Annotated in this window: 24 protein-coding genes and 1 pseudogene; 15 read left to right on the top strand and 10 right to left on the bottom strand. The window is 62.5% G+C overall.

All coding sequences use genetic code 11. The features are described 5' to 3' along the window. Positions 1-127: 127 nt before the first annotated feature. The 4 genes from LOY69_RS12015 (at position 128) to LOY69_RS12030 (ending at position 4,561) form a co-directional block, all read left to right on the top strand. Positions 128-2,584 carry an outer membrane usher protein gene (locus LOY69_RS12015; RefSeq protein ID WP_265074617.1) on the top strand — a complete coding sequence of 819 codons (2,457 nt, stop codon included), beginning with the start codon at positions 128-130 and terminating at the stop codon, positions 2,582-2,584. A 15-nt stretch (positions 2,585-2,599) separates the two neighbouring features. Beyond that, positions 2,600-3,355 carry a fimbria/pilus periplasmic chaperone gene (locus LOY69_RS12020; RefSeq protein WP_110595872.1) on the top strand — a complete coding sequence of 252 codons (756 nt, stop codon included), beginning with the start codon at positions 2,600-2,602 and terminating at the stop codon, positions 3,353-3,355. Positions 3,356-3,485: 130 nt separating this feature from the next. Beyond that, positions 3,486-4,010 (top strand): fimbrial protein, encoded by a 525-nt coding sequence (locus LOY69_RS12025; protein ID WP_265074618.1) that lies wholly within the window; start codon positions 3,486-3,488, stop codon positions 4,008-4,010. Between the two features lie 8 nt (positions 4,011-4,018). Continuing rightward, complete coding sequence (locus LOY69_RS12030; protein ID WP_170003692.1) at positions 4,019-4,561, top strand: fimbrial protein; 543 nt, start codon at positions 4,019-4,021, stop codon at positions 4,559-4,561. 113 nt (positions 4,562-4,674) lie between these two features. Here LOY69_RS12030 and LOY69_RS12035 read toward each other — a convergent pair whose 3' ends face one another. From LOY69_RS12035 to LOY69_RS12055, 5 genes are all read right to left on the bottom strand, one after another. Beyond that, complete coding sequence (locus LOY69_RS12035; protein ID WP_102879948.1) at positions 4,675-5,439, bottom strand: amino acid ABC transporter ATP-binding protein; 765 nt, start codon at positions 5,437-5,439, stop codon at positions 4,675-4,677. Then, complete coding sequence (locus LOY69_RS12040; protein WP_253085566.1) at positions 5,436-6,095, bottom strand: amino acid ABC transporter permease; 660 nt, start codon at positions 6,093-6,095, stop codon at positions 5,436-5,438. The genes LOY69_RS12035 and LOY69_RS12040 overlap by 4 nt, the downstream gene beginning before the upstream one ends. Positions 6,096-6,104: 9 nt before the next feature. After that, positions 6,105-6,752, bottom strand: a complete 648-nt coding sequence (locus tag LOY69_RS12045; RefSeq protein ID WP_102879946.1) for an amino acid ABC transporter permease — start codon at positions 6,750-6,752, stop codon at positions 6,105-6,107. 63 nt (positions 6,753-6,815) lie between these two features. Then, positions 6,816-7,604 (bottom strand): ABC transporter substrate-binding protein, encoded by a 789-nt coding sequence (locus LOY69_RS12050; protein ID WP_102879945.1) that lies wholly within the window; start codon positions 7,602-7,604, stop codon positions 6,816-6,818. Positions 7,605-7,794: 190 nt separating this feature from the next. After that, positions 7,795-10,842 carry an aminotransferase class III-fold pyridoxal phosphate-dependent enzyme gene (locus tag LOY69_RS12055; RefSeq protein ID WP_265074619.1) on the bottom strand — a complete coding sequence of 1,016 codons (3,048 nt, stop codon included), beginning with the start codon at positions 10,840-10,842 and terminating at the stop codon, positions 7,795-7,797. Positions 10,843-10,981: 139 nt separating this feature from the next. Here LOY69_RS12055 and LOY69_RS12060 point away from each other — a divergent pair, with 139 nt between their 5' ends. The 6 genes from LOY69_RS12060 to LOY69_RS12085 all read left to right on the top strand — a co-directional run bounded on the left by LOY69_RS12060 (position 10,982) and on the right by LOY69_RS12085 (position 16,926). Then, positions 10,982-11,422, top strand: a complete 441-nt coding sequence (locus LOY69_RS12060) for an Lrp/AsnC family transcriptional regulator (RefSeq protein WP_102864225.1) — start codon at positions 10,982-10,984, stop codon at positions 11,420-11,422. A 209-nt stretch (positions 11,423-11,631) separates the two neighbouring features. Beyond that, positions 11,632-12,138 carry a sigma-70 family RNA polymerase sigma factor gene (locus LOY69_RS12065; protein ID WP_110595868.1) on the top strand — a complete coding sequence of 169 codons (507 nt, stop codon included), beginning with the start codon at positions 11,632-11,634 and terminating at the stop codon, positions 12,136-12,138. Continuing rightward, positions 12,135-13,100 (top strand): FecR domain-containing protein, encoded by a 966-nt coding sequence (locus tag LOY69_RS12070; protein WP_265074620.1) that lies wholly within the window; start codon positions 12,135-12,137, stop codon positions 13,098-13,100. Before LOY69_RS12065 ends, LOY69_RS12070 begins: the two co-directional genes overlap by 4 nt. A 96-nt stretch (positions 13,101-13,196) precedes the next feature. Continuing rightward, positions 13,197-16,031, top strand: coding sequence for a TonB-dependent receptor (locus tag LOY69_RS12075; RefSeq protein ID WP_170003702.1), 2,835 nt, complete (start codon positions 13,197-13,199; stop codon positions 16,029-16,031). Between the two features lie 103 nt (positions 16,032-16,134). Further along, a complete protein-coding gene (locus LOY69_RS12080; RefSeq protein ID WP_047303602.1) occupies positions 16,135-16,599 on the top strand; it encodes a DUF3429 domain-containing protein in 465 nt (154 codons plus the stop codon). A gap of 165 nt (positions 16,600-16,764) precedes the next feature. Then, entirely contained in the window at positions 16,765-16,926 is a 162-nt protein-coding gene (locus LOY69_RS12085) for a DUF2986 domain-containing protein (RefSeq protein ID WP_102864230.1), read from the top strand. Positions 16,927-17,033: 107 nt separating this feature from the next. Here the strand turns inward: LOY69_RS12085 and LOY69_RS12090 are convergent. Continuing rightward, a pseudogene (locus LOY69_RS12090) lies at positions 17,034-17,508 on the bottom strand (GNAT family N-acetyltransferase). A gap of 493 nt (positions 17,509-18,001) precedes the next feature. On the opposite strand from LOY69_RS12090, the gene LOY69_RS12095 reads away from it, so the two are divergent. Further along, positions 18,002-18,694, top strand: coding sequence for a tRNA (adenine(22)-N(1))-methyltransferase (locus LOY69_RS12095; RefSeq protein WP_283777127.1), 693 nt, complete (start codon positions 18,002-18,004; stop codon positions 18,692-18,694). A gap of 62 nt (positions 18,695-18,756) precedes the next feature. On the opposite strand, the gene arsH is transcribed toward LOY69_RS12095, so the two are convergent. Genes arsH through LOY69_RS12110 form a run of 3 tightly spaced genes read right to left on the bottom strand, consistent with a single transcriptional unit; the run spans position 18,757 to position 20,343 of the window. Then, the gene (gene arsH, locus LOY69_RS12100) at positions 18,757-19,449 is read right to left on the bottom strand and encodes an arsenical resistance protein ArsH (RefSeq protein WP_102864577.1); all 693 of its coding nucleotides are present in this window, start codon (positions 19,447-19,449) and stop codon (positions 18,757-18,759) included. 24 nt (positions 19,450-19,473) lie between these two features. Continuing rightward, positions 19,474-19,944, bottom strand: coding sequence for an arsenate reductase ArsC (locus LOY69_RS12105; RefSeq protein ID WP_110652986.1), 471 nt, complete (start codon positions 19,942-19,944; stop codon positions 19,474-19,476). A gap of 51 nt (positions 19,945-19,995) precedes the next feature. Continuing rightward, the gene (locus LOY69_RS12110; RefSeq protein WP_102880097.1) at positions 19,996-20,343 is read right to left on the bottom strand and encodes a metalloregulator ArsR/SmtB family transcription factor; all 348 of its coding nucleotides are present in this window, start codon (positions 20,341-20,343) and stop codon (positions 19,996-19,998) included. A 243-nt stretch (positions 20,344-20,586) separates the two neighbouring features. On the opposite strand from LOY69_RS12110, the gene LOY69_RS12115 reads away from it, so the two are divergent. Next, positions 20,587-21,441, top strand: coding sequence for a hypothetical protein (locus tag LOY69_RS12115; protein ID WP_265074622.1), 855 nt, complete (start codon positions 20,587-20,589; stop codon positions 21,439-21,441). A 48-nt stretch (positions 21,442-21,489) separates the two neighbouring features. Here the strand turns inward: LOY69_RS12115 and LOY69_RS12120 are convergent, their stop codons facing one another. After that, a complete protein-coding gene (locus tag LOY69_RS12120) occupies positions 21,490-21,831 on the bottom strand; it encodes a hypothetical protein (protein WP_249735863.1) in 342 nt (113 codons plus the stop codon). A 357-nt stretch (positions 21,832-22,188) separates the two neighbouring features. Here LOY69_RS12120 and LOY69_RS12125 point away from each other — a divergent pair, with 357 nt between their 5' ends. The 3 genes from LOY69_RS12125 (at position 22,189) to LOY69_RS12135 (ending at position 24,622) form a co-directional block, all read left to right on the top strand. After that, on the top strand, positions 22,189-23,091 hold the full coding sequence (locus LOY69_RS12125; protein WP_265074623.1) for an AraC family transcriptional regulator: 903 nt from the start codon (positions 22,189-22,191) through the stop codon (positions 23,089-23,091). Positions 23,092-23,260: 169 nt separating this feature from the next. Continuing rightward, positions 23,261-24,193, top strand: a complete 933-nt coding sequence (locus LOY69_RS12130; RefSeq protein ID WP_265074624.1) for an alpha/beta hydrolase — start codon at positions 23,261-23,263, stop codon at positions 24,191-24,193. 141 nt (positions 24,194-24,334) lie between these two features. After that, positions 24,335-24,622: a barstar family protein gene (locus LOY69_RS12135; protein WP_265074625.1), complete on the top strand. Its 288-nt coding sequence runs from the start codon at positions 24,335-24,337 to the stop codon at positions 24,620-24,622. Positions 24,623-24,652 lie beyond the last annotated feature (30 nt).

Consider the following 24,652-nt stretch of genomic DNA (forward strand, 5'->3'; position numbering starts at 1 on the left):
GGGCGCAGTGGTCGATCGATGCTGTTTTATGGCCAAGGGAAGCGAGCGAGAGAACTGGTTGTCGTTGTAAAGGGAAGTTAATTACGTGGTTCAACACCGGGTATGGCTCTTCACTACGTTGTGGTCTATGGCCAGCTTGGCTAGTGCAGCCGAAGAGTTTCAGTTCAATACGGACATCCTTGATCTCAAGGATCAACAAAATCTCGATCTCGGCTTGTTTTCCAAGGCTAACTTCATTTTGCCGGGGCAATACAACCTGGTCGTTCACGTGAACCGCGACTCGTTGCCGGAAACTTCCGTGGACTACATCGCCCCGGAGGATGACCCCAAGGGCAGTGTGGCCTGCATCTCTCCGGCACTGGTGGCCGAGTTGGGTCTGAAAAAACAGCGGATGAATCAACTTGCCTGGTGGCACCAGGGCAATTGTCTGGATATCAGCAGCATTCCAGGCATGACGGTGCGTGGCGACCTGGGCGCCTCGGCCTTGTATCTGAACATTCCCCAGGACGCCCTTGAATACACGGCAAGCAACTGGGACCCGCCTTCGCGCTGGGACGAGGGCATTAGCGGATTTTTGTTTGACTACAACTTCAATGCCCAGACCATGGATTACGCCGGACCTCAGGCCAGCGACCAGCAGTTGACGGGTAATGGCACCGCCGGTTTCAACCTCGGCGCCTGGCGCCTGCGGGCCGATTGGCAAGGGCAGGTGCACAAGACCTCCGGCAAGCCTAGCCAGCGGCAATTCGCCTGGAGCCGCTACTACGCATCGCGGGCGATTCCGGCGTTGCGCGCCCACCTCAGCCTGGGAGAAAACTATCTGGACTCCAACCTGTTTGGCAGCGTGCGCTACACCGGTGCCAGTCTGGCCACCAGCGACAACATGCTGCCGCCCAACCTGCGCGGCTATGCGCCGGAAGTCAGTGGTGTCGCGCGGACCAACGCGCGGGTGCTGGTCACGCAGCAGGGACGCATTCTGTACGACACCCAAGTGCCGGCGGGGCCCTTTCGCATCCAGGACCTGAGCGATGCGGTGAGCGGCAAGCTGGATGTGCGTGTCGAAGAGCAGGACGGCAGCGTTCAGGAGTTCCAGCTGGACACGGCCAGCATTCCCTACCTCAGCCGCCCGGGCACGGTGCGCTACAAAGTGTCCGCCGGCCGACCTTCGGACTGGGAGCACGAGCCCGATGGCCCAGAGTTCGCCAGCGGCGAATTCTCTTGGGGGGTGAGCAATGGCTGGTCGCTGTATGGCGGGGCGCTGGGGGCGCAAGACTATCGCTCGCTGGCCGTGGGCGTGGGGCGTGACCTGATGGCCTTCGGCGCCCTGGCGGTTGACGTGACTCAGTCCAATGCCCGCCTGGCGGAAATCGGCCAGCGCCAGGGCAAATCCTATCGCGCCAGCTATTCGAAGCGCTTCGAGGATTACGACAGCCAGGTGACGTTCGCCGGTTATCGTTTCTCCGAGGAAGATTTCATGACCATGAACGACTTTATCGAGGCTCGTCGCAGTGGCCGGTTGAATAATCAGAGCAAGGAAATGTACACCGCGACACTGAGCAAGAATTTTCGTGATCAGAACCTGAGCCTGTACTTCAACTACAACCACCAGACCTATTGGAACAATGCGCCGAGCGACCGTTACAGCCTGTCGCTGTCGCGATATTTCAACCTGGGCGGGCTGAAGAACCTGGGCCTGTCGCTGACCGCCTACCGCAGTCAGAGCCATGGCGCGGTCGATGAAGGCGCCTATCTCTCCCTGAGTCTTCCCTGGGGCGACAGCGGCTCGGTCAGTTACAACTCCACGCTCAACCGTGGCAGCAGCGGTCACAGCTTGAGCTATTACGACCGTCCGGATGAGCGCAACAGCTACATGCTCAGCGCCGGTACCGCCAGCGATGGCAACACGGCCAGCGGCTACCTGAACCACGAGGGCAGCCTGGCCGATGTCACCGCCAGCGCCAGCTATCAGGCCGGACGCTATCGTTCTGCCGGTCTTGCAGTGCAGGGCGGGGCGACCCTGACCGCCGAAGGGGCGGCGCTGCACCGGATCACCACCCTGGGCGGTACTCGCCTGCTGCTCGATACCAATGGCGTGGCCGGGGTGCCGGTGCAGGGCAACGGCGCCAGCACCTATTCCAACCGATTCGGCAAGGCGGTGGTGGCTGATATGAACAGCTATTACCGCAATCAGGCGAGCATCAACCTGGATCAACTGGCTGACGATCTGGAAGCCGGGCGCTCGGTGACCCAGGCCACGCTGACCGAGGGCGCGATTGGCTACCGGCGCTTCGGCATTGTTTCCGGGAGCAAGGGCATGGTCCGCATCCTCCTGCCGGACGCGAGCCCGCCGCCTTTTGGCAGCGGTGTGTACAACGCACGAGGCCAGGAAACCGGAATCATTGGCGAAGACGGCCTGGTGTACCTCACCGGCATGCAGGTCGGTGACCTGATGTCGGTGCAGTGGGACGGCAAGGCCCAATGCGACTTCGCCCTGACGGAGCAGGTCAATGCGGATGACCCGCAAGCGCAATTTGTCTGCCGGCCCCTTGCGGTCCGCGAAATCCAATCCCCTAGCAACCCGTAATAAGGAGTGGCTTGCATGCCATGGTTCGACCTGAAAAAAAGCCTGCTTGTCATCGGCCTGAGCCTCTTGGCTCTGGAGTCGGTACACGCCGCCATCGCCCTTGACCGTACGCGAATCATCTTCAATGGCAGCGAGAAATCGGTGAGCGTGGGCATCAGCAACCAGAATCCCCAGCTGCCGTATCTGGCCCAGGCCTGGCTGGAAAACGACAAGGAGGAGAAGATCGGCGGCCCCTTGACCGTGCTGCCTCCGGTGCAACGGCTCGAAGCCGGCGCCCGCAGTCAGGTGAAGATCCAGAGGCTGGCGCAGGTGGGGCAGTTGCCCCAGGACCGGGAGTCGCTGTTCTACTTCAACTTGCGTGAGATTCCACCGCGCACCGACAAGCCCAATGCCTTGCAGATTGCCCTGCAGACACGGATCAAGCTGTTCTATCGTCCCGAGGCCCTCGTCAGGGGCGGCGGACAGAATCAGGTGCCTTGGCAGGAGCAACTGACGCTGTCCCGGGAGGGCGAGCGCTACGTGGCGCATAACCCGACGGCTTACTACGTGACTCTGGTTGATGCCCAGGTCCGCGTGGGTGGGGCATCCGTTGCAGACTTTCAGCCGGTGATGCTGGCGCCCTGGGGACGCCAGGAGCTGAGTGTCGGCGCCCGGACCCTGGGCAATACGCCGGTGCTGACGTATGTCAACGACTTTGGCGGGCGGCCGCAACTGGAGTTTCGCTGCACGGCGGGGCAGTGCCTGGCCAGGCCGGTGGCCGATGCGAGCTGAGGTGGGCGTGACGCCACAGGGCGCGTTCGGGGTTGTCGCTGCGCAGGCTCAGTGGCTGGGCGCAAGGTTTGCAGCGCAGCCTTGGATGGGCCGGGAGCTGGGGGCCGGTCGCAGGAGGCCGGGCGTTTTCATGAGCCGGTTGTGGCGCAGTAAAACCGGGTGCCTGGTGCTGCTCTGTTGCCTCTTGTGGCTGGGGCTGCCGAGTGTGGGCCGGGCGGCGGGGAACATGGATTTCGCCGGCGTCTTGATCGCGCCTCCGCAATGCACGGTCAGCGACAAGGACGCGCCCATCAGGGTGTCATTCGGCAACGTGCTGCTGCGCAAGATCGACGGCGAGCACTATCGTCAGCCGATTCCCTATCAGATCAAGTGTCCGGGGCTGGTGGCGCAAAATTCGATCTGGAAGATGCGCCTGACGTTCAAGGGCTCAGCGGCAGACTTCAACCCGGCGTTGCTGCGCACCTCTGTCAGTGGCTTGGCCATCAAGCTGTTTCTGGGGGAGCGGGAACTGGAGCTCAACCAGCCTCGGCAGATCAGCCTCGACAGTCTGCAAAAGCCACCGGCATTCGAGGCGGTGCCGGTGAAGAAGGTCGGAGCGCAGCTTGCGTTGAGCCAGTTCAATGCTTCCGGGCTGTTGCTGGTCGAGCTGTATTAGGTGAAGTCATGAAGCGATTGCTCAACGGCTATTTGTGCCTGTGCTGTGCCTGGCTCGCGGGTGGCTTTGGCGCTCCGGCGGCTGCGGCAGACAACGTCTTTTTCAGCGGCCAGCTGATGGATCAGACCTGTACCCTCGAGCCTGGCTCCGAAACCCGGACTCTGGACTTCGAAGATGTGAGTCAGCAGGAGCTCTATCGCGAAGGCAGGACCGCGAGCAAGGCCGTTGTCCTGAACCTGCTTGACTGTGATTCAAGCGCCGGCAGGACCGAGGTCAAGGTGACCTTGGGTGGTCATGAAAGTCAGCAGATACAGGGCTTTCTAGAGCTCGACAGCGGCAGTCCGCAAGGCCTGGTGATTGGCCTGGAGGATGCAGCGGCGCAGCCCTTGCCCCTGGGACGCGCGCATTCCATTGGCCGCATCAGCCAGGACGGCAAGCAGTCAGTGACCTTTCTGGCTTACCTCAAGGCGCTTCCCAATGCCTTGCGCGAGCACAGCATTGGCAAGGGGCCGTTGGCTGCTTCATTGACCTTCACCTTGAGCTATGAGTGAGGGTGGGCGCAGCTGCGTCTTAGACAGCACCGCGTCGAGACGGGAGCGCGTTTACGGCGGCGCCGTTGCCCCCTGGCGCAACAGCACCTTCGGCCAGCGCGGGCGCCATTGCTCTAGGCGTGCAGGTGCTTTTTCAAGAACGACCGGGTGCGTTCGTGAGTCGGGTTTTGCAGGATCTCTTGCGGCGCGCCTTCCTCGACCACCACGCCACCGTCCATGAAGACGATCCGGTCCGCCACTTCACCGGCAAAGCGCATTTCATGGGTGACGATCAACATGGTCATGTGCTCGGCGGCCAGTTGTTTCATCACCTGGTTGACCTCTTCCACCAGCTCCGGGTCCAGGGCCGAGGTGGCTTCATCGAACAGCATGACTTTGGGTCGCATCGCCAGGGCCCTGGCAATGGCCACGCGCTGTTTCTGTCCGCCGGACAGGCGAGAAGGGTACTCGTCGAACTTGTTGGCCAGGCCGACTTTCGACAGGTACTCCATGGCCAGCTCGCGAGCGGCGGCTTTGTTCAGCCCTTTGAGCTTGATCGGCCCGAGGGCGATGTTTTCGTGCACGGTCAGGTGCGGGAACAGATTGAAGTGCTGGAACACCATGCCCATCTGCTGACGCACGCTGTTGATGTGCTGTTCGAATGCGCGACCTTTCAACGGCCGGTTGACGTGCTCGCCTTCCAGCCAGATCTCTCCTTCGTTCAGCACTTCCAAGTGATTGATGGAGCGCAGCAGGGTGCTTTTGCCCGAACCACTGGGGCCGATGATGGCGATGATCTGTCCGCGCGCGACAGACAGATCGATGCCTTTGAGCACTTCAAGTGCGCCATACGCCTTGCGCGCGCCCTTGACTTCAACCATGAACTTTTCTGTGGTCATCGTGACATCTCTACCTTGGTTTCAAGCAGGTGCAGGCCGGCTTCCAGAACAAGATTGACCGCGTAATAAATCACCGCGACGGCCAGATAGAATTCGAACGGGCTGTAGGTTTCGCTCACGGCGCGCTGGGCGCTGTAGACCAGCTCGGCAATGCCGATGATCGACACCAGGGAGGTGTCCTTGAGCAGCACAATCAGGTTGTTGCCCAGCGGCGCCAGGGTGCTGCGCAGTGCTTGCGGCACAATCACGTAGCGCTGGGCCTGACTGCGGCTCAGGCCAATGGAGCGCGCACCTTCAATCTGCCCGGGGTCGACCGACAGGACCCCGGCACGAATCACGTCGGCGTTGTAGACCGCAAAATGCAGGCTCAGGCCGATGATGCCGGCCATCAGCGCCGGGATATCGATCCCCACTTGCACCAGGCCGTAATAGATCAGGTACAGCTGCAGCAGCAGGGGCGTGCCCATCAGCAGCCAGGTCAGGAAACGTATGGGCAGGGAGACCAGTTTCGGGGTGTAGAGCACGATCAGGGCAAAGGCTATTCCAGCGATCAGGCTCAGCACACTGGAGCAGAGGAACAAGACGATGGTCCACCAGAGCCCGGTGGCCAGCAGCTCGGAATAGGGGGACACGATACTCAGGTCAAGGCTTGGCATGGAGGTGTCTCACTTGGCCGCGAAGCGTTTATCGAGGTGGTCCACCATCAGCCTGACCGTGTAGACCATGGCGATGTACAAAATGGCCGACACCATGAAGATCTCGAATGGCTTGTAGGTGGAGCTGATAAAACGCTGCGCCGTGTAGGAGAGTTCCACCACGGAGATGGTCGACACCAGGGCCGAGCCTTTGATCAGCGCGACCGCATTGACCCCCAGTGGCCGGATCATCAACTTGGCGGTTTGCGGGAGGGTGATCAGCCACAGGGTCTGGCCCTTGCCGAAACCGATTGAGCGGGCGGCTTCGACCTGACCGGGATCGATGTTGCTGATCGCGCCACGAATGGATTCGGCCATGTAGGCCGCGATGTTCAGGCCCAGGCCGATCACGCCTGCGGAGAACGGCTCCAGCTCAAGGCCGATTTGCGGGCCGCCAAAGTAGATGAGAAACAGTTGGACCAGACAGGGTGTGCCGCGAAAAACGCTGATGTAGACCCTGGCCAGGCAGCGAAGCAGAAAAAAGCCGGACAGCCGTGCCGCCACCAGCACGACGGCAACCAGCAAACCCAGCAGCAGTGCCAGCAGCGAAACGTGCACCGTGACCCAGGCCGCCTCCAGAAAAAACGGCAGGGTGCGCTGTATAAGTGTCAGATCCATGGGCAGGCTCGAAAAGGTCGGAGTGACTGGCCCGACCCCAGGTCGAGCCAGGCTGCAGATGAGTCAGCGAATGTCCTTGCCAATCCACTGCATCGAGATCTTTTCGTAGCTGCCATCGGCGAGCATGTCGTTCAGCGCCTGCTGCATCGCGGCCTTGAGTTCTGGGTTGTTCTTGCGCAGGGCAATGCCCATACCCTCAACCCCACCGTCACTGTCGGGTGGCGTGATGATGCGCACCTTCTGCCCGGTTTCCTTGACGGCCACCAGCACCGGCACGCTGTCCATCACCAGCGCATCGAGGCGCCCGGCGTCCAGGTCGACCAGCATCTCGGGAAGGCCTTTGTAGGTCTTGACCTTCAGGTTGCCGCGCGTCCTGGCCCATTTGTCGTGGGCATCGCCCAGGGTGACGCCGACCTTCACCTCCTTCAGGTCATCCAGGCTGTGGATCGGCGAGTCTTCCTTCACCACGATGGTGCGGCCGGCGTGGTAGTAGGGGCCGACGAAATCCACGGCCTTCTGGCGCTCCGGGGTAATGGTCATGGAGGCGATGATGGCGTCATATTTTTTCGCCAGGAGCCCGGCAATGATCCCGTCGAAGGGCGTGGTGACAATGCTGACTTTCACCCCGAGCCGCTGGGCCAGGGCTTCGCTGATGGAGGCGTCGAAGCCGACAATCTGGTTCTGCTCGTTGGCAAAGCTGAAGGGCGAGTATTGCCCGCTCATGGCAATGCGAATCTCTTTGGAGTCCTGGATCGACTGCAAATCATCAGCCTGAACGGCTGTAGGACAGAGGAGCGCCGCGGCCGCGACGGTGGATGCAGCAAGCAGACCCTTGAGCGTTCTGGTTAGCATTGGATGGCACCTTTGAAGAATTATTAATTATTGTTTTTGGGCTCTTCACCCAGGCCTCGGGAAAAGCTTTGCATAGGCCGTTCTGGAAAGCACCCGGCAAGGTGTCCGCCAGCCGGACACATTGCCGGAGTTGGCCGACACTATGTCGGCCGGGCACGCAGGCTGTCACTCGTGCGCCGATCCGGGCGCTCTAGCGCAGGGCCGCCTGGAAGCTGTCGTCCAGCACCTCGAGCAGGAAGTCGGCATTCTTGTGACTGAAAATCATCGACGGGCGCATTTTCAGCACGTTGTCATGGGGGCCTTCGGTGCCGATCAGCACGCCGCGCTCCCGGGCACCATCGGCGACCTTTTTCGCCAGTTGCGTGGCCGGAGCCTTGCTCTGGCGATCGGTGACCAGCTCGATCCCGAGGAACAGCCCCAGTCCGCGTACATCGCCAATGGCATCGTAGCGCTGCTGCAGTGTGCGAAAGCCATCGAGCAGGTAATTGCCCACCGTCAGTGCGTTGAGTTTCAGGTTGTCGCGCTCGATCACATCGAGAACGCTGAGCCCCACGGCACATGAAACCGGGCTGCCGGCGAAGGTATTGAAGTACTCCATGCCGTTGTTGAAGCTGTCGGCGATCTCGCGGGTGGTCACCACCGCCGACATGGGATGGCCGTTGCCTATGGGTTTGCCCATGGACACCGCATCAGGCACCACGCCCTGGGTTTCAAAGGCCCACCAGTGGCTGCCCACTCGGCCAAAGCCGACCTGAACTTCATCGGCCAGGCACAGACCGCCCTCGGCCCGCACCATTGCATAGACTTCTTGCAGGTAGTTTTCCGGGAAAAACAGCTGCCCGGCGACACTGGGAATCGACTCCGCCAAGAAGAACGCCGGGGCTCGGCCTTGCCGGCGCATGCTGTCGATCTGCTCGGCGACACTTTGCGCGAAACGCTTGCCCAGCTCTTCCAATGGCCAGTCATCCGCTGCGCGGTAAACGTCCGGCACGGCCGCCTCGAATACATGCTCTGCACGGCCCTTGCCGGCCTTGCGCTTGTACTTGTAAGGGCTCAGATCAATCAGCTCCTGGGTGGTGCCGTGGTAGGCCCAATCCAGCACGATGGCATCATTGCGCCCGGTGTGATTGCGCGCCATGCGCAGCATCAGGCTGTTGGCCTCGCTGCCGGAACAGCCAAAGGAGGCGACCGCCAGGCCCTCGGGCAATGTTGCGGTGAGCCGCTCGGCGTATTCCACGATGTTGTCGTGCAGGTAGCGGGTGTTGGTGTTCAGCCGTGAAGCCTGACGCGCAAGGGCTTGCACCACATCGGGATGGCAGTGGCCGAGGTGGCAGACGTTGTTGAAGCAGTCCAGATAGGCCCGGCCAAAGTTGTCGATCAACCAGACCCCATCACCGCGCACGAACTTGATCGGGTCCGAGTAGGAAATCGACAAGTTGGGCAGCAGCAGTTGCTTACGCTTGGCCACGATCTGCGCTTTGCTCCTGCCTTCCTGGCTATAGGTTTCCGGAGGAATTCCGGCCAGGGTCGAAGCATCCGGGAACAGGTCGGCCCACACCTCAAGATAGGCGCGCTCACCGACGCCGATGAACTCGCTCGCCTTCAACTGGGTGTCGGTGGACATCTGGAAATGCACATGGGGCAGCCAGCCGCCATTTTCCGTGTCCGCGCCCATGTAGCCCACCAGCGCGCCCGCTTCAAGGTGGTCCCCGGGTTTGAGGCGTGTCAGCGCTTCGTGGGCCATGTGCCCCCACAGGGTCAGGAAGGGCGGGCAGCCTTCAGGCGAGTGCTTGAGCATGATCAAACCGCCATAGCCCAGCGGTTCAGGCTCGACCTCGACGCTCTGCACCACACCGGCAAGCGGTGTGTACAGCGGCGTTCCGGCCGGCATGATCAAGTCGACCCCCAGGTGCATGATCCGGCGCTCTCCTGCAATGAAGCGTGATTCAAAGGCGCTGTCGGTGTAGATGGTCCGGGCTTCGCCCCAGGGCCCGATGCCCAGCGGCACCTGATGTTCAGCTGAGAAATCATTCCACCACTGGGTCGCCTCTGCCGGGCGCTGCGCGGCGGAAGCGATGGTCATTTCATGGGCGGCATCGGCGAACGGCACAATGGCCTTGTTCAGGGTCGCCGCCGAGGGATGCACGATGTCCGCGAAGGACTGGCGGTTTTCATCCACCCAGCGGCGAATGGCCCCGGCACCTTCTATCGCGTCGTAACCGCAGGCTTTGCGCAGGATCGCCGTCGCCAGGCGCGGGTTCATGCGATCCATCTTTTCCAGCAGGCGCCAGGCCGGGGCTTCGCTGATGGCCAGGTAGGGGTTGTCCTGGGTCTGCTGGTGGCGCGAGGCCGACAAGGTGACGCTGATGACCAGGCGCATGGCGATCAGATTGAACAGCACGTCCAGCTCTTGCGGTTGCAGCGGGTAGCGCTCATGGAAGCCGCCGGTGAGGGCGGCGGCCGCGCCTATTGGGTCTTGCATGTCGAGAATGGCGTAGGCGCAGGTGATGGCGACTTCGGCAATCAGCACCGTGTGCACCGCATCGCCGAAATCGATGATGCCCGAGACCTGCTGGTGGTTTTGCGGGTTGACGAGGATGTTCCAGTCATTGCCGTCGTTGTGAATGACCTGGGTGCGCAAGCGCGCAAGCTTGGGTTCGACCCTGGTTTCGAAATCATCGATGAAGCGCTGCAGAATGGCGCGTCTGGCGGGGTCCTTGATGAAGTGCAGGCGGGCGCGGGAACGGGCGGCGTGCCGCAGGTCCCAGTCCAGATCGCGGACCGCGCCGGGATGCATGAAGCCCTGAAGGGCATGGTCCATGTCGGCGAATGATTGACCCAGGCTGCGCATGAGTTCGAAGGTGCGCGGGACCTCGGCCAGCGGCGTTCCTTGCAACCAGCTCACCAGGCGCACCGCGTGGGTTTCGCCAGAGGGCGCCACGGCCGAGGCGAGTAAATCGCCGGTCAGGCTTTTCTTCAACTGCGGTACGCCAAGCTCGGGGCTGTGATCGGCCAGATGACTGAGGATGGCGGTCTGCAGCTGGCTTTCAATGCGCGGTTCGCTGGCGTTGACGACTTTCAGAATCCATCCCGCATCGGTCGCTGTGTTCAGCCGGAAGTTGCAGTCTCGCTCGCCGTCCAGAGGCGAGGCGCTCGCGCTGACATTGAAAAGCTGCGCAGCCAATTGTTCGGCATCGCGGGGCGAGAACTGCGGGGCGGGGTGGCAAAGGTCAGTCATGGTAATGGTTTTCCTGGTTATTTTTTTCAGTTAGCTTGGCATGCGAAATCTTCGAGGGCAGTAGGTATGCGGTCGGCTTTGGCCTGCATATTGTCGGAATCGACCGGCACAAAATCGGCAGTCAATGTGAGGAGTTTCAATGCGCGACCTGGACGTGAAAGATCGGGAAATACTCGACATTCTGTCTAAAGAGGCGCGGATCGCCCTGAAGGCCCTGGCCGCGAGAATCGGCTTGTCCAGAAGCGCCACCAGCGAGCGCGTCAGCAACCTTGAACGCAATGGTGTGATCAGGGGCTACCGGGCGGATATTGGCGAAATCGACGCCAACGTGATTCGCGCCATGTTTCTGGTGTGCCTGAAACGCACACCGGCCATCAGCCTGCTGGACATGCTGGCCCAGCACTCGCAGGTGCGCCGCATCTCTTCGGTCAGTGGCCAGCTGGACCTGGTGATCGAGATCGAATCACGCACCATTGATGATCTGAACCGAGTCCGGGATGCCGTCGCCAGCCACGAATCGGTCGAGGACATCACCACCGCCGTGGTCCTTCGCCGCGATATCGATCGACAGACCTCCTGATCCGCCGCGGCAAGTCTTGATGGCGCGCGCCTGCGGGAAATGCCGGACACCGCTCAAACGCAGCGGCAATCCACGCTTGGCACCTGATCCCCGTGGCCTGATCCGTGAAGTCGGGCCAGGCTCTTCACGGCAATCGCAACGTGCCGTGCTGTACAACTCCCATTCGCAAACCATAAAATGAGAAGCATTATCATTAATGCGAATCTCCCATGCACAACCACAGCCTCTCTTCGCCTGTCGCTCAGCTGTATGCGAATCATCACGGCTGGCTGCGCGGCTGGTTGCATCGGCGCCTGGGGCACAGCGCCGATGCCGAGGACTTGGCGCACGACACCTTTATCCGCGTGCTGCGGTCCCAGGAAGATGTGCGTGAGCTGCGCCAGCCCATGGCGTTTCTGGCCACCATCGCCAATGGTCTGTTGATCAATCGCTGGCGTCGTCAGGCCATCGAGCGGGCTTACCTGGAGGCGCTGGCGGCACGGCCGGTGGGGGAGGAGCCTTCGCCGGAAGAGCGGCATCTGATGATCGAGACCCTGCTGCAGTTGGATTCGCTGCTGGTGGGTTTGTCGTCGCGGGTGCGGCAGATTTTCTTTCTGTCCCAGCTCGATGGCTTGACCTACCCGCAGATCGCCGCGCAGTTGGGCCTGACCGTGGCCCAGGTGCAGCGGGCCATGGGCAAGGCGTTCAGCGTCTGTTATGCGAGCCTGTTTGAATGAGTGGCGTCGCGGTCGATCCCCGGGTGCGGGACAGCGCCATTGATTGGCTGGTGCGGATGCAGTCCGGGCTGATGAGCGCCGCGGACCATCAGGCCTTGCAGCAGTGGCGCGAGGCCAGTGCCGAGCATGAGTACGCCTGGCAGCGGGTCAGCGGTTTGCCGCTGATGTTGCAGCCGGGGGCCCATCTGCTGGCGGATGCCACGGCGCGCCGGGCCTTGCAGGCGGCGGGCGCCGATCCGCAACGGCGGCGGCAGGTGCTCAAGTGCCTGTTGGCGCTGGGACTGCTGGGAGGCGTGTCCTGGCAGGGGGCGGATTCCACCCTGGTGCGTTCAGCCTTGGCCGGTTATCGCACCGGCATCGGTGAGCGGCGACGTTGGGCCCTGGCTGACGGCGGTTCGCTGTGGCTGAACACCGCCAGTGCGGTGAATCTGGACTTGGGTGCGGGGCAGCGCAGCGTGCAGTTGATCGAGGGCGAGCTGGCCCTGGATACCCCGGCCGGATCGGCCTCCCTGCAACTGCAAACGCCGGATGCGCTGTTGTACAGCCAGGGCGCCCATCTGCTGGTGCGCCATGATCGCCAGGGCACTCAGGTGACCGTGCTGCGCGGGCTGGTGCAGGTCAGTGCCCGGCAGCCGTCGACCCCGCTGCCATTGCAGGCCGGCTGGCAAACCCGGGTCGATGGCCGGGGAGTCGGGCGGCCGAGTGCTATTGATGTGTTTCTGGCCCAGGCCTGGATGCGCGGCATCCTGCCCGCCGAGCGCATGCGCCTGGATCAGTTGCTGGCAGAGCTTTCGCGCTATCGCCCGGGTTTTTTACGTTGCAGCGAAGCGGTTGCCGCTTTGCGGGTGACTGGCAGTTTCCAGCTGGACGACACGGATGCGGCCCTGGCCCTGGTGGCCAATACCCTGCCGGTGCGCATCGAGCGCAGAACCCGTTATTGGGTGACGGTGGTGCCGGCCTGAAAGTTTTTTTCACCTGTGCGATAGTTTTTTCGATCTGGCTTGGCCTTCAGGTATTACCCACCGGCACAGGTGGGTTTCGATCCTTAGGAGCCTTGCATGATTTTCCCCGCTCGTGTCTTGCGTACCCATACCTTCGGCCTGCTGTTGCTCAGCCTGCAACCGCTCTACAGCGAGATGGTGCTGGCGGCAGGAGAACGTCACTACAGCATCGGCGCCGGTCCCCTGGACCAGGTGCTGTCACGTTTTGGCGCCGAGGCGGGGATCAGCATGGCCGGCAGTGCGCTGCTCACGGCGGGCAAGACCAGCCAGGGCCTGCAAGGGGATTTCACTACCGAAGCGGGCTTGAACCAGCTGCTGGCGGGCACCGGCCTGGGCTACGTGCGTCAGGCCGACGGCGGCTATGCCTTGCGCCTGCGCTTGGATGCGGTGTCGCTGCCGACGCAGAAGGTCAAGGGCGAGAACCCTGACGAGCAAGAGGTGTATCGGGCACCGCGTTCGTCGGTGTACATCTCCGCCGACGACATGCAGCGCTTTGGCGTGGTGTCGGTGGGCGACGTGCTCAAGGGCCAGCCCGGGGTGCAGGTCGGCGACAGCCGCAATGGCGGCGGCCTGGATGTGAACATTCGCGGCATCCAGGGCCAGAGCCGAGTGGCGGTGACAGTGGACGGTTCGCAACAGGCGCTGGATGTCTATCGCGGTTATGCCGGCACCCAGCAACGCAGCTACATCGACCCGGACATGATCAGCGACATCGCCATCGACAAGGGCCCGAGCCTGACCTCCAGCGCCATCGGCGGCACGGTCAAGATGCGCACCCTCGGCGTCGGCGACATCCTCAAGGACGGTCAGAATGTCGGCCTGCGGCTCAAGGGCGATGTCTGGAACAACGGCGTGGCGCCGGCCCGTCGCGACCCCCACTCCAAGACCGAGGACCTGGACGCGGAGCCGCACCAGAGCCGTGGCGGGCTGTTCGGCTCGGACGCGGAGTCCGGCAGTGCTGCGTTTGCCTACAGCCATGACTTGTTCGATGTGGTGGCGGCCTACGCCCAGCGCAACCAGGGCAACTATTTCGCCGGCAAGAAGGGCCAGGATCGCTACCGCACCTTTGACCGCTACGGCGATGAAGAGACCAGTGTGGCCACCACCTACAACGCCGGGGAAGAGGTGCTGAACTCCTCGTCGAAGACCCAATCGTGGCTGCTCAAGACCACCCTGCGCCCAGCGGACGGCCACAGCTTCGACCTCGGCTACCGGCGCTATGACGGGCGCATCGGCGAGATCATGCCCTCGGACATCTTCCGTTTCGGCACCGGTGGCATCTACCAGTACCCTCTGGGCCACACCCAGATCGACACCTACACCGCGCGCTACAACTACCTGCCCGCGGACAACCCGCTACTGGACCTGACTGCCGACCTGTGGCTGACCGATGCGCAGACCAGCCAACTGAGCGCCTGGTCGGCACCGGCTTCCCAGGCCTATCGCACGGACCGTTCCTGGGCCCGCCAGGCCAACCGCCGCACGGGCGGCGGTCTGGCCAATACTTCGCGCTTTAGCACCGACTACGGCGACTTGAAGCTGGACCTGGGCGGCTCGTTCCAGCTGGAGGAACTGCGCCCGCAGAAGGGCGTGGTCACCACCCAGGACGACATCAACGCCAACCGCAGCTTGCGCGAAGGCTCGCGGCAGGAGTTCAGCTTCAACGGCAAGCTGGAATACCAGCCGGTGGAGCGCCTGACGCTGTGGGGCGGCGGTCGTTACACCCACTATCGCAGCAAGGACCATGTGGCCAATGCCACGGCGCGCAGAGAGGAGCGCGAACACAAGTACGTGACCGTCTCCAGGCCCGGCGACTATGGCTACCTGATGTGGTTCCCGGACCAGAACGGGCTGTACACCGATGCGACCGACCCACGCTTGAACAACGGCATTGTTTTCAACAACACCAACTATCCATTCGAAGGCACGCCCTACAACCAATTCGGCGCGACCGAGACGGAAGTGGGCGACGCGCAAGTAGGCCGGGTGGTCACCGGCTACAACTATTCGGGCAAGGACAGCAACAGCGGTGGCGCCTTTGCTCCGGCCTTTGGCATCAATCTCGAAGTGCTGCCAGACACCTTCGTCTATGCCTCCTACACCCAGGGCTTTCGCATGCCTTCGCTGTTCGAAACCGGCTACGGTGTGCAGCAGACCACGCCGGGCAAGGGCCTGAAGCCCGAGCGCTCAAGCAACTGGGAGATCGGCGCCAGCACCTTGCACAAGGGGCTGTTCGTGGATGACGATTCGGCGGCGATCAAGCTCGCCTACTTCAACAACAGCATCAAGAACTACATCACCCGCTACTACGATCCGAGCCCGGGCCTGTGGGGCCTGATGCGCTTCAGCAATACCGACAGCTACACCACCCGCGGCCTGGAACTGCAGACCCACTACGATGCCGGACGGGTGTTTGCCGACCTGTCGTCCACCTACTACCTGAAGACCGAAACCTGCGACGCGGCCTTCGCCGCCACCCTGCGCGCCACCAGCAACCCCTACCGGAAAACCGCCGACACCCCGGATTGCACCCCGGGCAGCTTCATGGGGTCCTACACCAACACCCAGAACCCGCCGCGCTTTGCTGGCAACCTGACCACCGGCCTGCGCTTCTTCGACCAGAGCCTGACCCTCGGCACGCGGATTACCTATACCTCGGGGCCCACCGTCACCGCCGACAAGCCCTGGCAGACCGGCGCCACCACGCCACAACTGAACTACCGCGAAGTGGCGTTGTTCGATCTGTTCCTCAACTACAAGTTGAAGCAAGACGCCAGCCTCAATGTGTCGCTGCAAAACCTCACGGATCGCTACTACCTGGACCCGCTGGCGCAGAGCTTCATGCCGGCGCCGGGACGTACGCTGCGGGTGGGGATGCAGGCGAAGTTCTGAGGTGCCGGCAGTGGCCAGCCGGTTGCGGTGAGTCAACGCGACGGCCATTCAGAGGGCGCTTTTGCGGCTACAGTTTTCAGTGCCCTAATTGAGAGGAATCCAGATGAACCTTTTGTCTTCTGTATCGCCACCCAAGCCTGTTGCCCTGCTGGGTTATGGCGGCTTGCTGCCGTTTCTCGGGCTGGCGTTGCTGGCCGTGGTTGCGCACGGACAGCGGCTGTTGTGGTGCCAGGCATTGGTCAGTTACGGGGCGGTGATCCTGAGTTTTGTCGGAGCCCTGCATTGGGGCTTTGCCATGATCGCTCCCGGCATGAACGCGCAGCAGCGTCACACACGCTTTGTTTGGAGCATCGTCCCTGCGCTGATGGGCTGGGTCGCCACCTTGCTGCCGCTGTCATGGGGCGGGCTGTTATTGATTGGCGGATTCTTCGCGCACTGGTGGCATGACCGGCAGCTCTCGCAGGTCATGCACCTACCGGCCTGGTACCTGCCGATGCGTTTGCGACTGACCATCGTGGCCAGCGCCTGCCTACTGCTGGGTGTGCTCGTGATGGCCATCGGGAGTTAGGTGCGACGTTCAGCTACCGCTTCCCACCGAAGGGGCGGTGGTTGAAGCAACAGGCATCGCCGAGGAAGGGCGCTGAGGATCATTCGCTGGATCGGCAAAGAGTTACCAGCCCCGTCGAGTGGCGGCTGATATCATTCCTGCACTTAAAAAGCCGGGTAGCCCCACATGAATCGTCGCAAGAAAATCCAGCAGCTATTGAAGGCTCACGCCAAGAAGGCCAGCGCCAAACTGGCTCCGCAAAAAAAGTCCAAGTACATCAGCAAGGCTGATCGGGCGAAGCTGGCCACCGAGGCCAATGACGACGCTGTGGTTGTCACTGAGAGCTGATCCATCCGCTTGAAGCCCGACGGACCTTTATCTGGCCGACTTGCGCGACGCTATCTTTTCTCGGGCTGAGCACGCCTCTGGCCAGCAGAGGCGCGGCCGGGTCAGTTCTACAGAGGGCAGAGCATGGTCTGCACCTTGATATGGGGGGCTTTCCAGGGGTTCCCATTCATTGATGAAGACGAATCCCTGCTTCAGATAGAAGTGTGCGGCTCTTGCGTTCTCGGGGGCGACATCCAGATACACGCACTCATGGCCCTGGTCTCGCCCACTGGATTTCACCGCGTCCACCAACCCTGCGGCCACGCCGCTGCCCCGTGCGTCGGGGGCTACCCACATGCCGATCAAGTTGTAGCGGTTCGCGCCACTGACTGCGGCACCAATCATTCCCACCGGCTGCTGGTCCTTGAAGGCCAGCCAGAATTGGCTACCGGTTGACGAGGCGCGGTCCTGCCACTGCTGGTCACTGTAGTGGGCGGCAGTCTGGTAACTCACGCCAAAGGCAGTAGGGGTGTCCTGAAGTGCCGCGAGACGAACGCGCTTCAACAGCATCCAGTCCCTGGTTTGCGTCAATCGAATGTCCATGGTTTTCCTGAAGGTGGGTGAAGACTCAACAACTCGCTAACTGGCTCAAGGACATACAGCGAGCTCCAAAGCGGCGGTAAACCCAGTTCCTCCATGTAGGAAGTGAAGCTGTTGAAAGGCTCGGTACCCATGACCTCGGCAGTGAGCCACAGCGACTCGCACTCTTGGCAAACGTACAGAATCTCCTGCGTTGCCCGCACTTGAACCTTGGTCACTTCGCCTTGTTCACATTCTGGACAGAGCATTTTTTAAGCCCCCAAATGGGCGCGGAGTCTATCACTGACCAGGGTGCACGCTGCCAGCAACGAAGGTCGGCTTCCGCTCAGAAACCCGCCATGCAGGACGGTGCTTTCGACCCCGTGCGGAGCGGGCCTTTTCTGCAGCGCATCCCAGGTCCCGGTCGCATAAATTTGAAAAGCCCGGCGTTGCCCGCCAGAATCGCCCCCCGATCCGGCCCTGGCTGGCGGATGTTCGTGGTGAAAAGGGGCAGCAGTTGAAGCAACAGACATTGTCCATGCGCCTGGCGCGTGTGGCGGCGCATGTGCCGGCCGGCGCGCGGCTGGCCGATATCGGCTCGGATCACGGCTACTTGCCGTTGGCCTTGATCAGCCGCGGCGCCATCGTTGCAGCGGTGGCAGGGGAGGTGGCGTTGACGCCGTTTCGCTCGGCCCAGCGCGCGGTGCGCGAGAGCGGCATGGAGCAGCAAATCGATGTGCGCCTGGCCAACGGTCTGGCCGCGATCGAACCGGCAGACGGGATCACCGCGATCAGCCTCTGTGGCATGGGCGGCGAGACTATCCGTGACATCCTCGACAGCGGCCAGGCGCGCTTGAGCGGTGAGGAGCGTCTGATCCTGCAACCCAACGGCGGCGAGCAGCCGTTGCGCCAATGGTTGATGGAACATGACTACCAGATCCTCGCCGAGGAAGTGCTGCGAGAGAACCGCTTCGACTACGAAATCATCGTCGCCGAGCGCCTCGGGCCGGTGCAGTACAGCGCCCGGGAGCTGTACTTCGGCCCGCTGCAGATGCAGGCCCGCAGCCCGGCGTTCCTGGCCAAGTGGCAGCGCCTGCTGCGGCTGAAGCAGCGCACCCTGGCCAATTTCACTCAAGCCCAGGCCGTGCCCGAGGACAAGGTGCAAGAGGTCGTCCGCCAGACGCAATGGATCAGCGAATTGCTGGCTTGAGCCGGCGCTTCAAGTGGGCCGCAATGTCCGGGACTCAGCGAGAGGGCAGGGGGATCGTGCTCTCAGATCGAACGCTGGTTGACCCGGGCCATGAGTTGCTCGGCGCTTTCCTTGCGCTCCGAGTAGCGATCCACCAGGAACGCTTGCTGGTCTCGTAGCACAAGGGTGAACTTCACCAGCTCCTCCATCACGTCGACGACCCGGTCGTAGTAGGCCGAGGGTTTCATCCGCCCCGATTCGTCGAATTCCAGGTAGGCCTTCGGCACCGAGGATTGATTGGGGATGGTGAACATGCGCATCCAGCGGCCCAGCACCCGCAGCTGATTGACCACGTTGAAGGACTGCGAGCCGCCGCACACTTGCATCACCGCCAGGGTCTTGCCCTGGGTCGGGCGCACGGCACCGAGCTCCAGGGGAATCCAGTCGATCTGTGCCTTGAACACCGCCGACATTGCGCCGTGGCGCTCCGGCGAGCACCAGACCTGGCCTTCGGACCATTGCACCAGATCCCGCAGTTGCTGAACCTTGGGGTGGTCCACGGGAGCGTCGTCGGGCAGGGGCAATCCGGACGGATCGAAGATCCGGGTTTCGGCACCCAAGTGCTGCAGCAGGCGCGCGGCTTCTTCGACCAGCAGGCGGCTGAACGAGCGCTCCCGGGTCGAGCCGTACAGTAGCAGGATGCGCGGTTTGTGCTCGGGCCTGGCGTGCTTGCCATCGAGCAGGGAGAGGTCGAGGTTGGGCAGGTGTTCTGACAGGTGTTCTGACATGTGTCCTCCGGCTCAGAGTGTGCCGATACGGTTCAACTCGTGCTGCAGTTGCTCACGGCTGAGGTGGTTGAAAGGCAGGCCCAGGAAGGCCCGGCAACGCAGCTCGATGTGCGCCAGGGTGGCGCGGAAGGCGGCGTCGACGCAGGCTTCGTCACCCCGGACGTCGGAGGGATCTTCCAGGTTCCAATGGGCCTTGAGTGCGGGGCCGAAGTACACCGGGCAGGCCTCGCCCGCCGCCTTGTCGCAGACGGTAATCACGATGTCGGGCGGGTTGTCGGCGAAGGCGTCGTTGCCCTTGCTGTACAGGCCGGCGGTGGCGATGCCGGCCTGCTCCAGGGTGGCCAGGCTGCGGGGCAGCACCTGACCCTTGGGAAAACTGCCGGAACTCAGGGCCGCAAATCCCTCGGACGCCAGGTGGTTGAACAGGGCTTCACAGAGGATGCTGCGGCAGCTATTGGCCGTGCACATGAACAGGACTCGCATGGGTTGCTCCTTCCGCTGCGGCGGACGTCAAAGGCTCTTTGGGTAGCGGATTCAGCAACAGGCAGCAGCGCGGACCGGGCGTCCATCCATGTTCTGCAGGCGCGCAGCGTTGTCCTGGAGCCAGTGGGCGTTGGCGTGCAGGGTCACTTGCAGGATCTGGTGCACCCAGGCGGGTAGCTCCGGATTCAGGCGGTAGTAGACCCACTGCCCCTGGCGGCGATCCAGCAACAGGCCACTGCTGCGCAGTTGGCCCAGATGGCGGCTGATCTTCGGCTGGCTGTCGTTCAGGGCGCACATCAGCTCACAGACGCACAGTTCGCCCTGGTGCGCGATCAGCAGGGTGGCGCGGGCGCGGGTTTCGTCGGCAAGACTCTTGAATACGTCGGCAGGCGTCATCATGGTGCTGGCTTGAATATATGGGAAATCGAATATACGGAAATCCATATGTTTCATGCAAGCCATGGGAGTAGCAAAGCCCGCTGTTGCCGCCCCCGAGCAGTCCAGACCCGCAATGAGCGCCCGCACTTGCCATTTGCCAGCATCTTGTCGGTGTCGAAAGCCTGCCTTTATGATCGTCGCGTCATGCACGACGCCGCCGACGCAGTCCGCGGTTCTCTACAGGCTCACAGGGACGTTCAAGCGATGAAAATCACGATCAAGGCCGGTTCGCTCATGCAAGGCTGCTTGGGCAAAGGCCTGGCAGGCCTGCTGTTGTCCACCTTTACCCTGGCGGCGCCAGCGCTGGTCCAGGCCAAGGAGGCACCGATTCCTCCAGGCGCGGTGCTGGCGGTGATGCAGAACGTCGAGGTTCCCGCGGCGAATGAGGAGGTGGAGCTGGAGGACGGTGTCACCGCCACGTTCTGGTACGGCAAGGAGCTGAACTTCGACGGCAAGCATTACTACGCGGCGTTTGTCTGGCATACCCGGGACAGTGCCGCCCGCCAGGGCGAGGATTTTGCCGCGCCCGACGTCCAGGTGCGGCTGGCCGATGCCACCTTCGAACTCACCCATCCAGGCCAGACGCCGGCCTATTCCATACTCAGTATCGAGCGCAAGATCGGCTTTTTTGGCGGCCGGGAAAAGCCCGAGGAAGTGGACACCAAGCGCCAGGCCCTGGAACACCGCACTGCCGACGGGCGCCTGCTGTTGGCGGTGCCCACGGCCACCTTTGAGGACGGCATCGTCACCAAGGGCTATACGCTGTTCGTGTTCAACCCGAACAAGAAACCCGAAGACGACGGCTGGATCTGGTCCCATGTCGGCCAGGTGCGCACCGGCGAGGACAATTCGGCGGCCTGCGACGACGGCGCGGTGATGCCGTGCATCGGCAGTGACGGTGAGCTGAGTTTCGTCGCCGGCCAGGAGTCGCTGCCGCAGGTGCAGGTCAAGGTCAGCGGCACCACCTTCCAGGGGCCGGAAAAAGTCCGTCCGCTGGTGGCGGCCGACAACCTCACCTATGTCTATGACAGCAAGACCCAGCAGTACATCAGTCACTAGGTTGCGCCGAGGCTTCAGCGAGGCCGGCCGCAGAGCGGGTCGCGCTACTCAGGCATGGGCATCAACGCCGATCCTGGCCTGCAGCCAATCCTGGTAGAGCAAGGGGCTGTCCGTGGACTGGCCGGCGTTCCTGGCGATGAGGGTCTTGCCGTCCAGGCGGCCGATTTCCATCAGGTATTGCAGGCCCTTGAGCACGTGGGTGGCGTCGCTCTTGTCGAGCGATGCCACATCGGGCAGTTCGACGCTGTTGCTCTTGTCGTCGAAGGTCGCCCAGGTAGGGGTGGTTCTGTATTGGGCTATCAGCTTTGCGTTCGAAGCCTGCGACTCCAGAAAGTTGGCGTCGATCTGCGCCTGGATTTGCGGCGTTGCGTTTTCGACTTGAATCTTCATGGACTTCACCGTGCCACTCTCCAAAGCCCGGGTGATTCCCTTGAGGCCCATAGCGACGAGTGACGTGGTGCTTGAGATGCTTCCTGTCATGTGACGACTCCCTGGGCGGTAGCGGCAGACGGAGCAAAAGTCGGGCCATGATCCGGCAGTCTTGTGCTGTGCCGTTCTGTGCGGTGTCCGTGGCGTTGCCGGGGCAGGGCAGTGGCAGGGGCTGGCCGAAGCAGGCAAGGGATTGCCGTTGGTGGTTCGGGGGCCGTTCATGCAATGCCAATCCATTCTTGAAGAAAAACTCGAACTGGCTCCACAATCAGCGCACAGTGACCGGCCCTTCTTGCACCACTCCCGACCGCAGCCATCATGATCCAGCACCCCGACTCCCCCTCACTCGCCACTCTGGCCAGCTTGATCGCCCGGCACACCAAAGCCTCCGGTGATTTTCCCACTCTAGTGCCCAACCTCACGTTGCACCGGCGCGCCACGGCAACGGCGCCCATTCCCTGCATCTACAGCCTGGGCCTGGGGGTGATCGCCCAAGGAGGCAAACAGGTGCTGCTGCATGACTCGGTGATCGATTACCGGGCCGGGCAGGGCATGTTGACCAGCATCGACCAGCCGGTGGTGGCGCGGGTGTCCGAGGGTTCGGTGGCCGAGCCCTTCCTGGGCATGATGCTGACCCTGGATATGCACCAGATCCTGCAAACGGCTGCGCAAATGCAGCCGCCGCCCCCGTCCCGGGCCAGCGGTTATCGGACAGTGGTGGTGGATGAGCTGCAGCCGGGGCTGCTCAGTGCGCTTGAGCGTCTGCTGGGGCTGTTGGACGAGCCGGCCTTGATTGCGCAGCTGGCGCCGCTGATCCAGCAGGAGATTATCGTGCGCCTGTTGGCCGGGCCCTACAGCCTGGTGCTGCAGCAACTGCTGGCGGTGGGCTCGCCGACCCAGCAGATCTTCAGGACCGTGGCCTGGCTCAAGCAGAACTTCACCCATCCATTGCGGATCGACGACCTGGCGCAGCGGGCGCATATGAGCCCGTCCTCTTTCCGCCAGCATTTTCGCGCGATCATCGGCGTCAGCCCGTTGCAGTTTCACAAGCAGTTGCGCCTGCAGGAAGCCCGGCAGTTGATGCTCAGCCAGAACCTCGACGTCGGTCGTGCCGCCGGGTTGGTGGGCTATGAAAGCGCTTCGCAGTTCAGCCGTGAATACAGTCGGGTGTTTGGCGCGCCGCCACAGCGGGATATCCGGCGGATGCGCGAGACCGGTTGAGGCCGGGACGTACGCAATCGTCTCCTTGGCAAAACAGGCAAGCTTGTCGTTGGAATAGGCAAAGTCTTGTGGTGCGGCATTTCTATACTGGGGCCCAGCGACGCAGCAGCCCATCAGGGCCCACATCGATCCAGACAAGCCCGTCCAGCGCGGCTCAAGGAGCACGGTCATGAGCACTACCATCCAGCACGTCACCTACCGCAATCTCGGCTGGGACACCGCCGCAGACATCTACCTGCCTGCGGACTTCGACCCGAGCAAGGCTTACCCGGCCATCGTCAGTACTCACCCCATCGGCAGTTGCAAGGAACAGACCTCCGGTAATGTCTATGCCGCCGGGTTGGCCCGGGCCGGTTTCATCGCCATTGCCTTCGACGCCAGCTTCCAGGGCGCCAGCGGTGGCCAGCCGCGCTATATCGAAGACCCGGCGATTCGTGTATCGGACATCCGCTTTGCCATCGACTACCTGTTGACCCTGCCGTATGTCGACCCGGAACGCATCGGTGCCATCGGCGTCTGCGGAGGCGGCGCCTACACCATCCATGCGGCGATGACCGACTACCGGATCAAGGCCCTGGCCTCCATTACCGGGGTCAACTTCGGTCGCCTGATCCGCGAAGGTTTCAGCAACTTCGATCCCGTCAGCGCCCTGCACGCCATGGCCAAGCAACGCACCGCCGAGGCCCGGGGCGAGGCGCGTCATGTGATCAACTACCTGCCGGCATCGATAGCCGAGGCGCAGCAGAACGGCATCAGCGATATTGACGTCCTGGAAGCCACCGAGTACTACAAGTCGCCCCGTGGTCAGCAACCCAACGGCGCCACCAGTGGCCTGTTTTCTTTCAACAGCGCGGCCTTTGGCTGGGATGCCTTCCTGCATGCCGAAGTGCTGCTGACCCAGCCGCTGATGGTGGTGATCGGCGACAAGCCCGGGGGCTTCGGCGCCTATCGCGATGGCCTGGAAATCCATGGCCGTGCCGCCTCCAAAGACAAGCATCTGGTGGTCGCCGAAGGCTGGTCCCACTACGACCTGTACGACCGCGACGAACCGGTGGCGCTGGCCATGGCGCAATTGCTGCCGTTCTTCCAGAAATACCTGTAAGACGCGCGCCGAAACGGTGTCCCAGCCGCCTCAGTCATGGGGCGGTGTCGAGCGTCGGTGCCCGAGCCGCTTGCGTAAGCGTCCGCAGGCGATGGCATCGGTTATGCTGGCGGCCCATGAACCGGAGCAGAGGTACAGAACATGACGCGCCTGCCGTGGCTGGAAATTGATGTGCGTGACCTGGGCACGGCCCGTGAACTGCACCTGGCCTTGCGCGATGCCTTGGGTTTCCCCCAGTGGTATGGCTGTAATTGGGATGCCTTCTGGGATGCCATTTCCGGTCTGGTGGACATGCCGCTGCAGTTGCGGATCAGGGGCTGGGACAGCCTCTCTCAGCGTTTGCCGGACGATGCGCGACTGCTGGAGCAATGCCTGCTGCGCTTGCAAAGCCAGTACCCGGCATGGGCTGCGGACCTGCAGTTCGATTGAACGAAGATGCAAAAAAGGGGCGCTTGGGCA

The sequence above is a fragment of the Pseudomonas sp. B21-059 genome, assembly GCF_026016285.1.
Taxonomy (GTDB): domain Bacteria; phylum Pseudomonadota; class Gammaproteobacteria; order Pseudomonadales; family Pseudomonadaceae; genus Aquipseudomonas; species Aquipseudomonas danubii.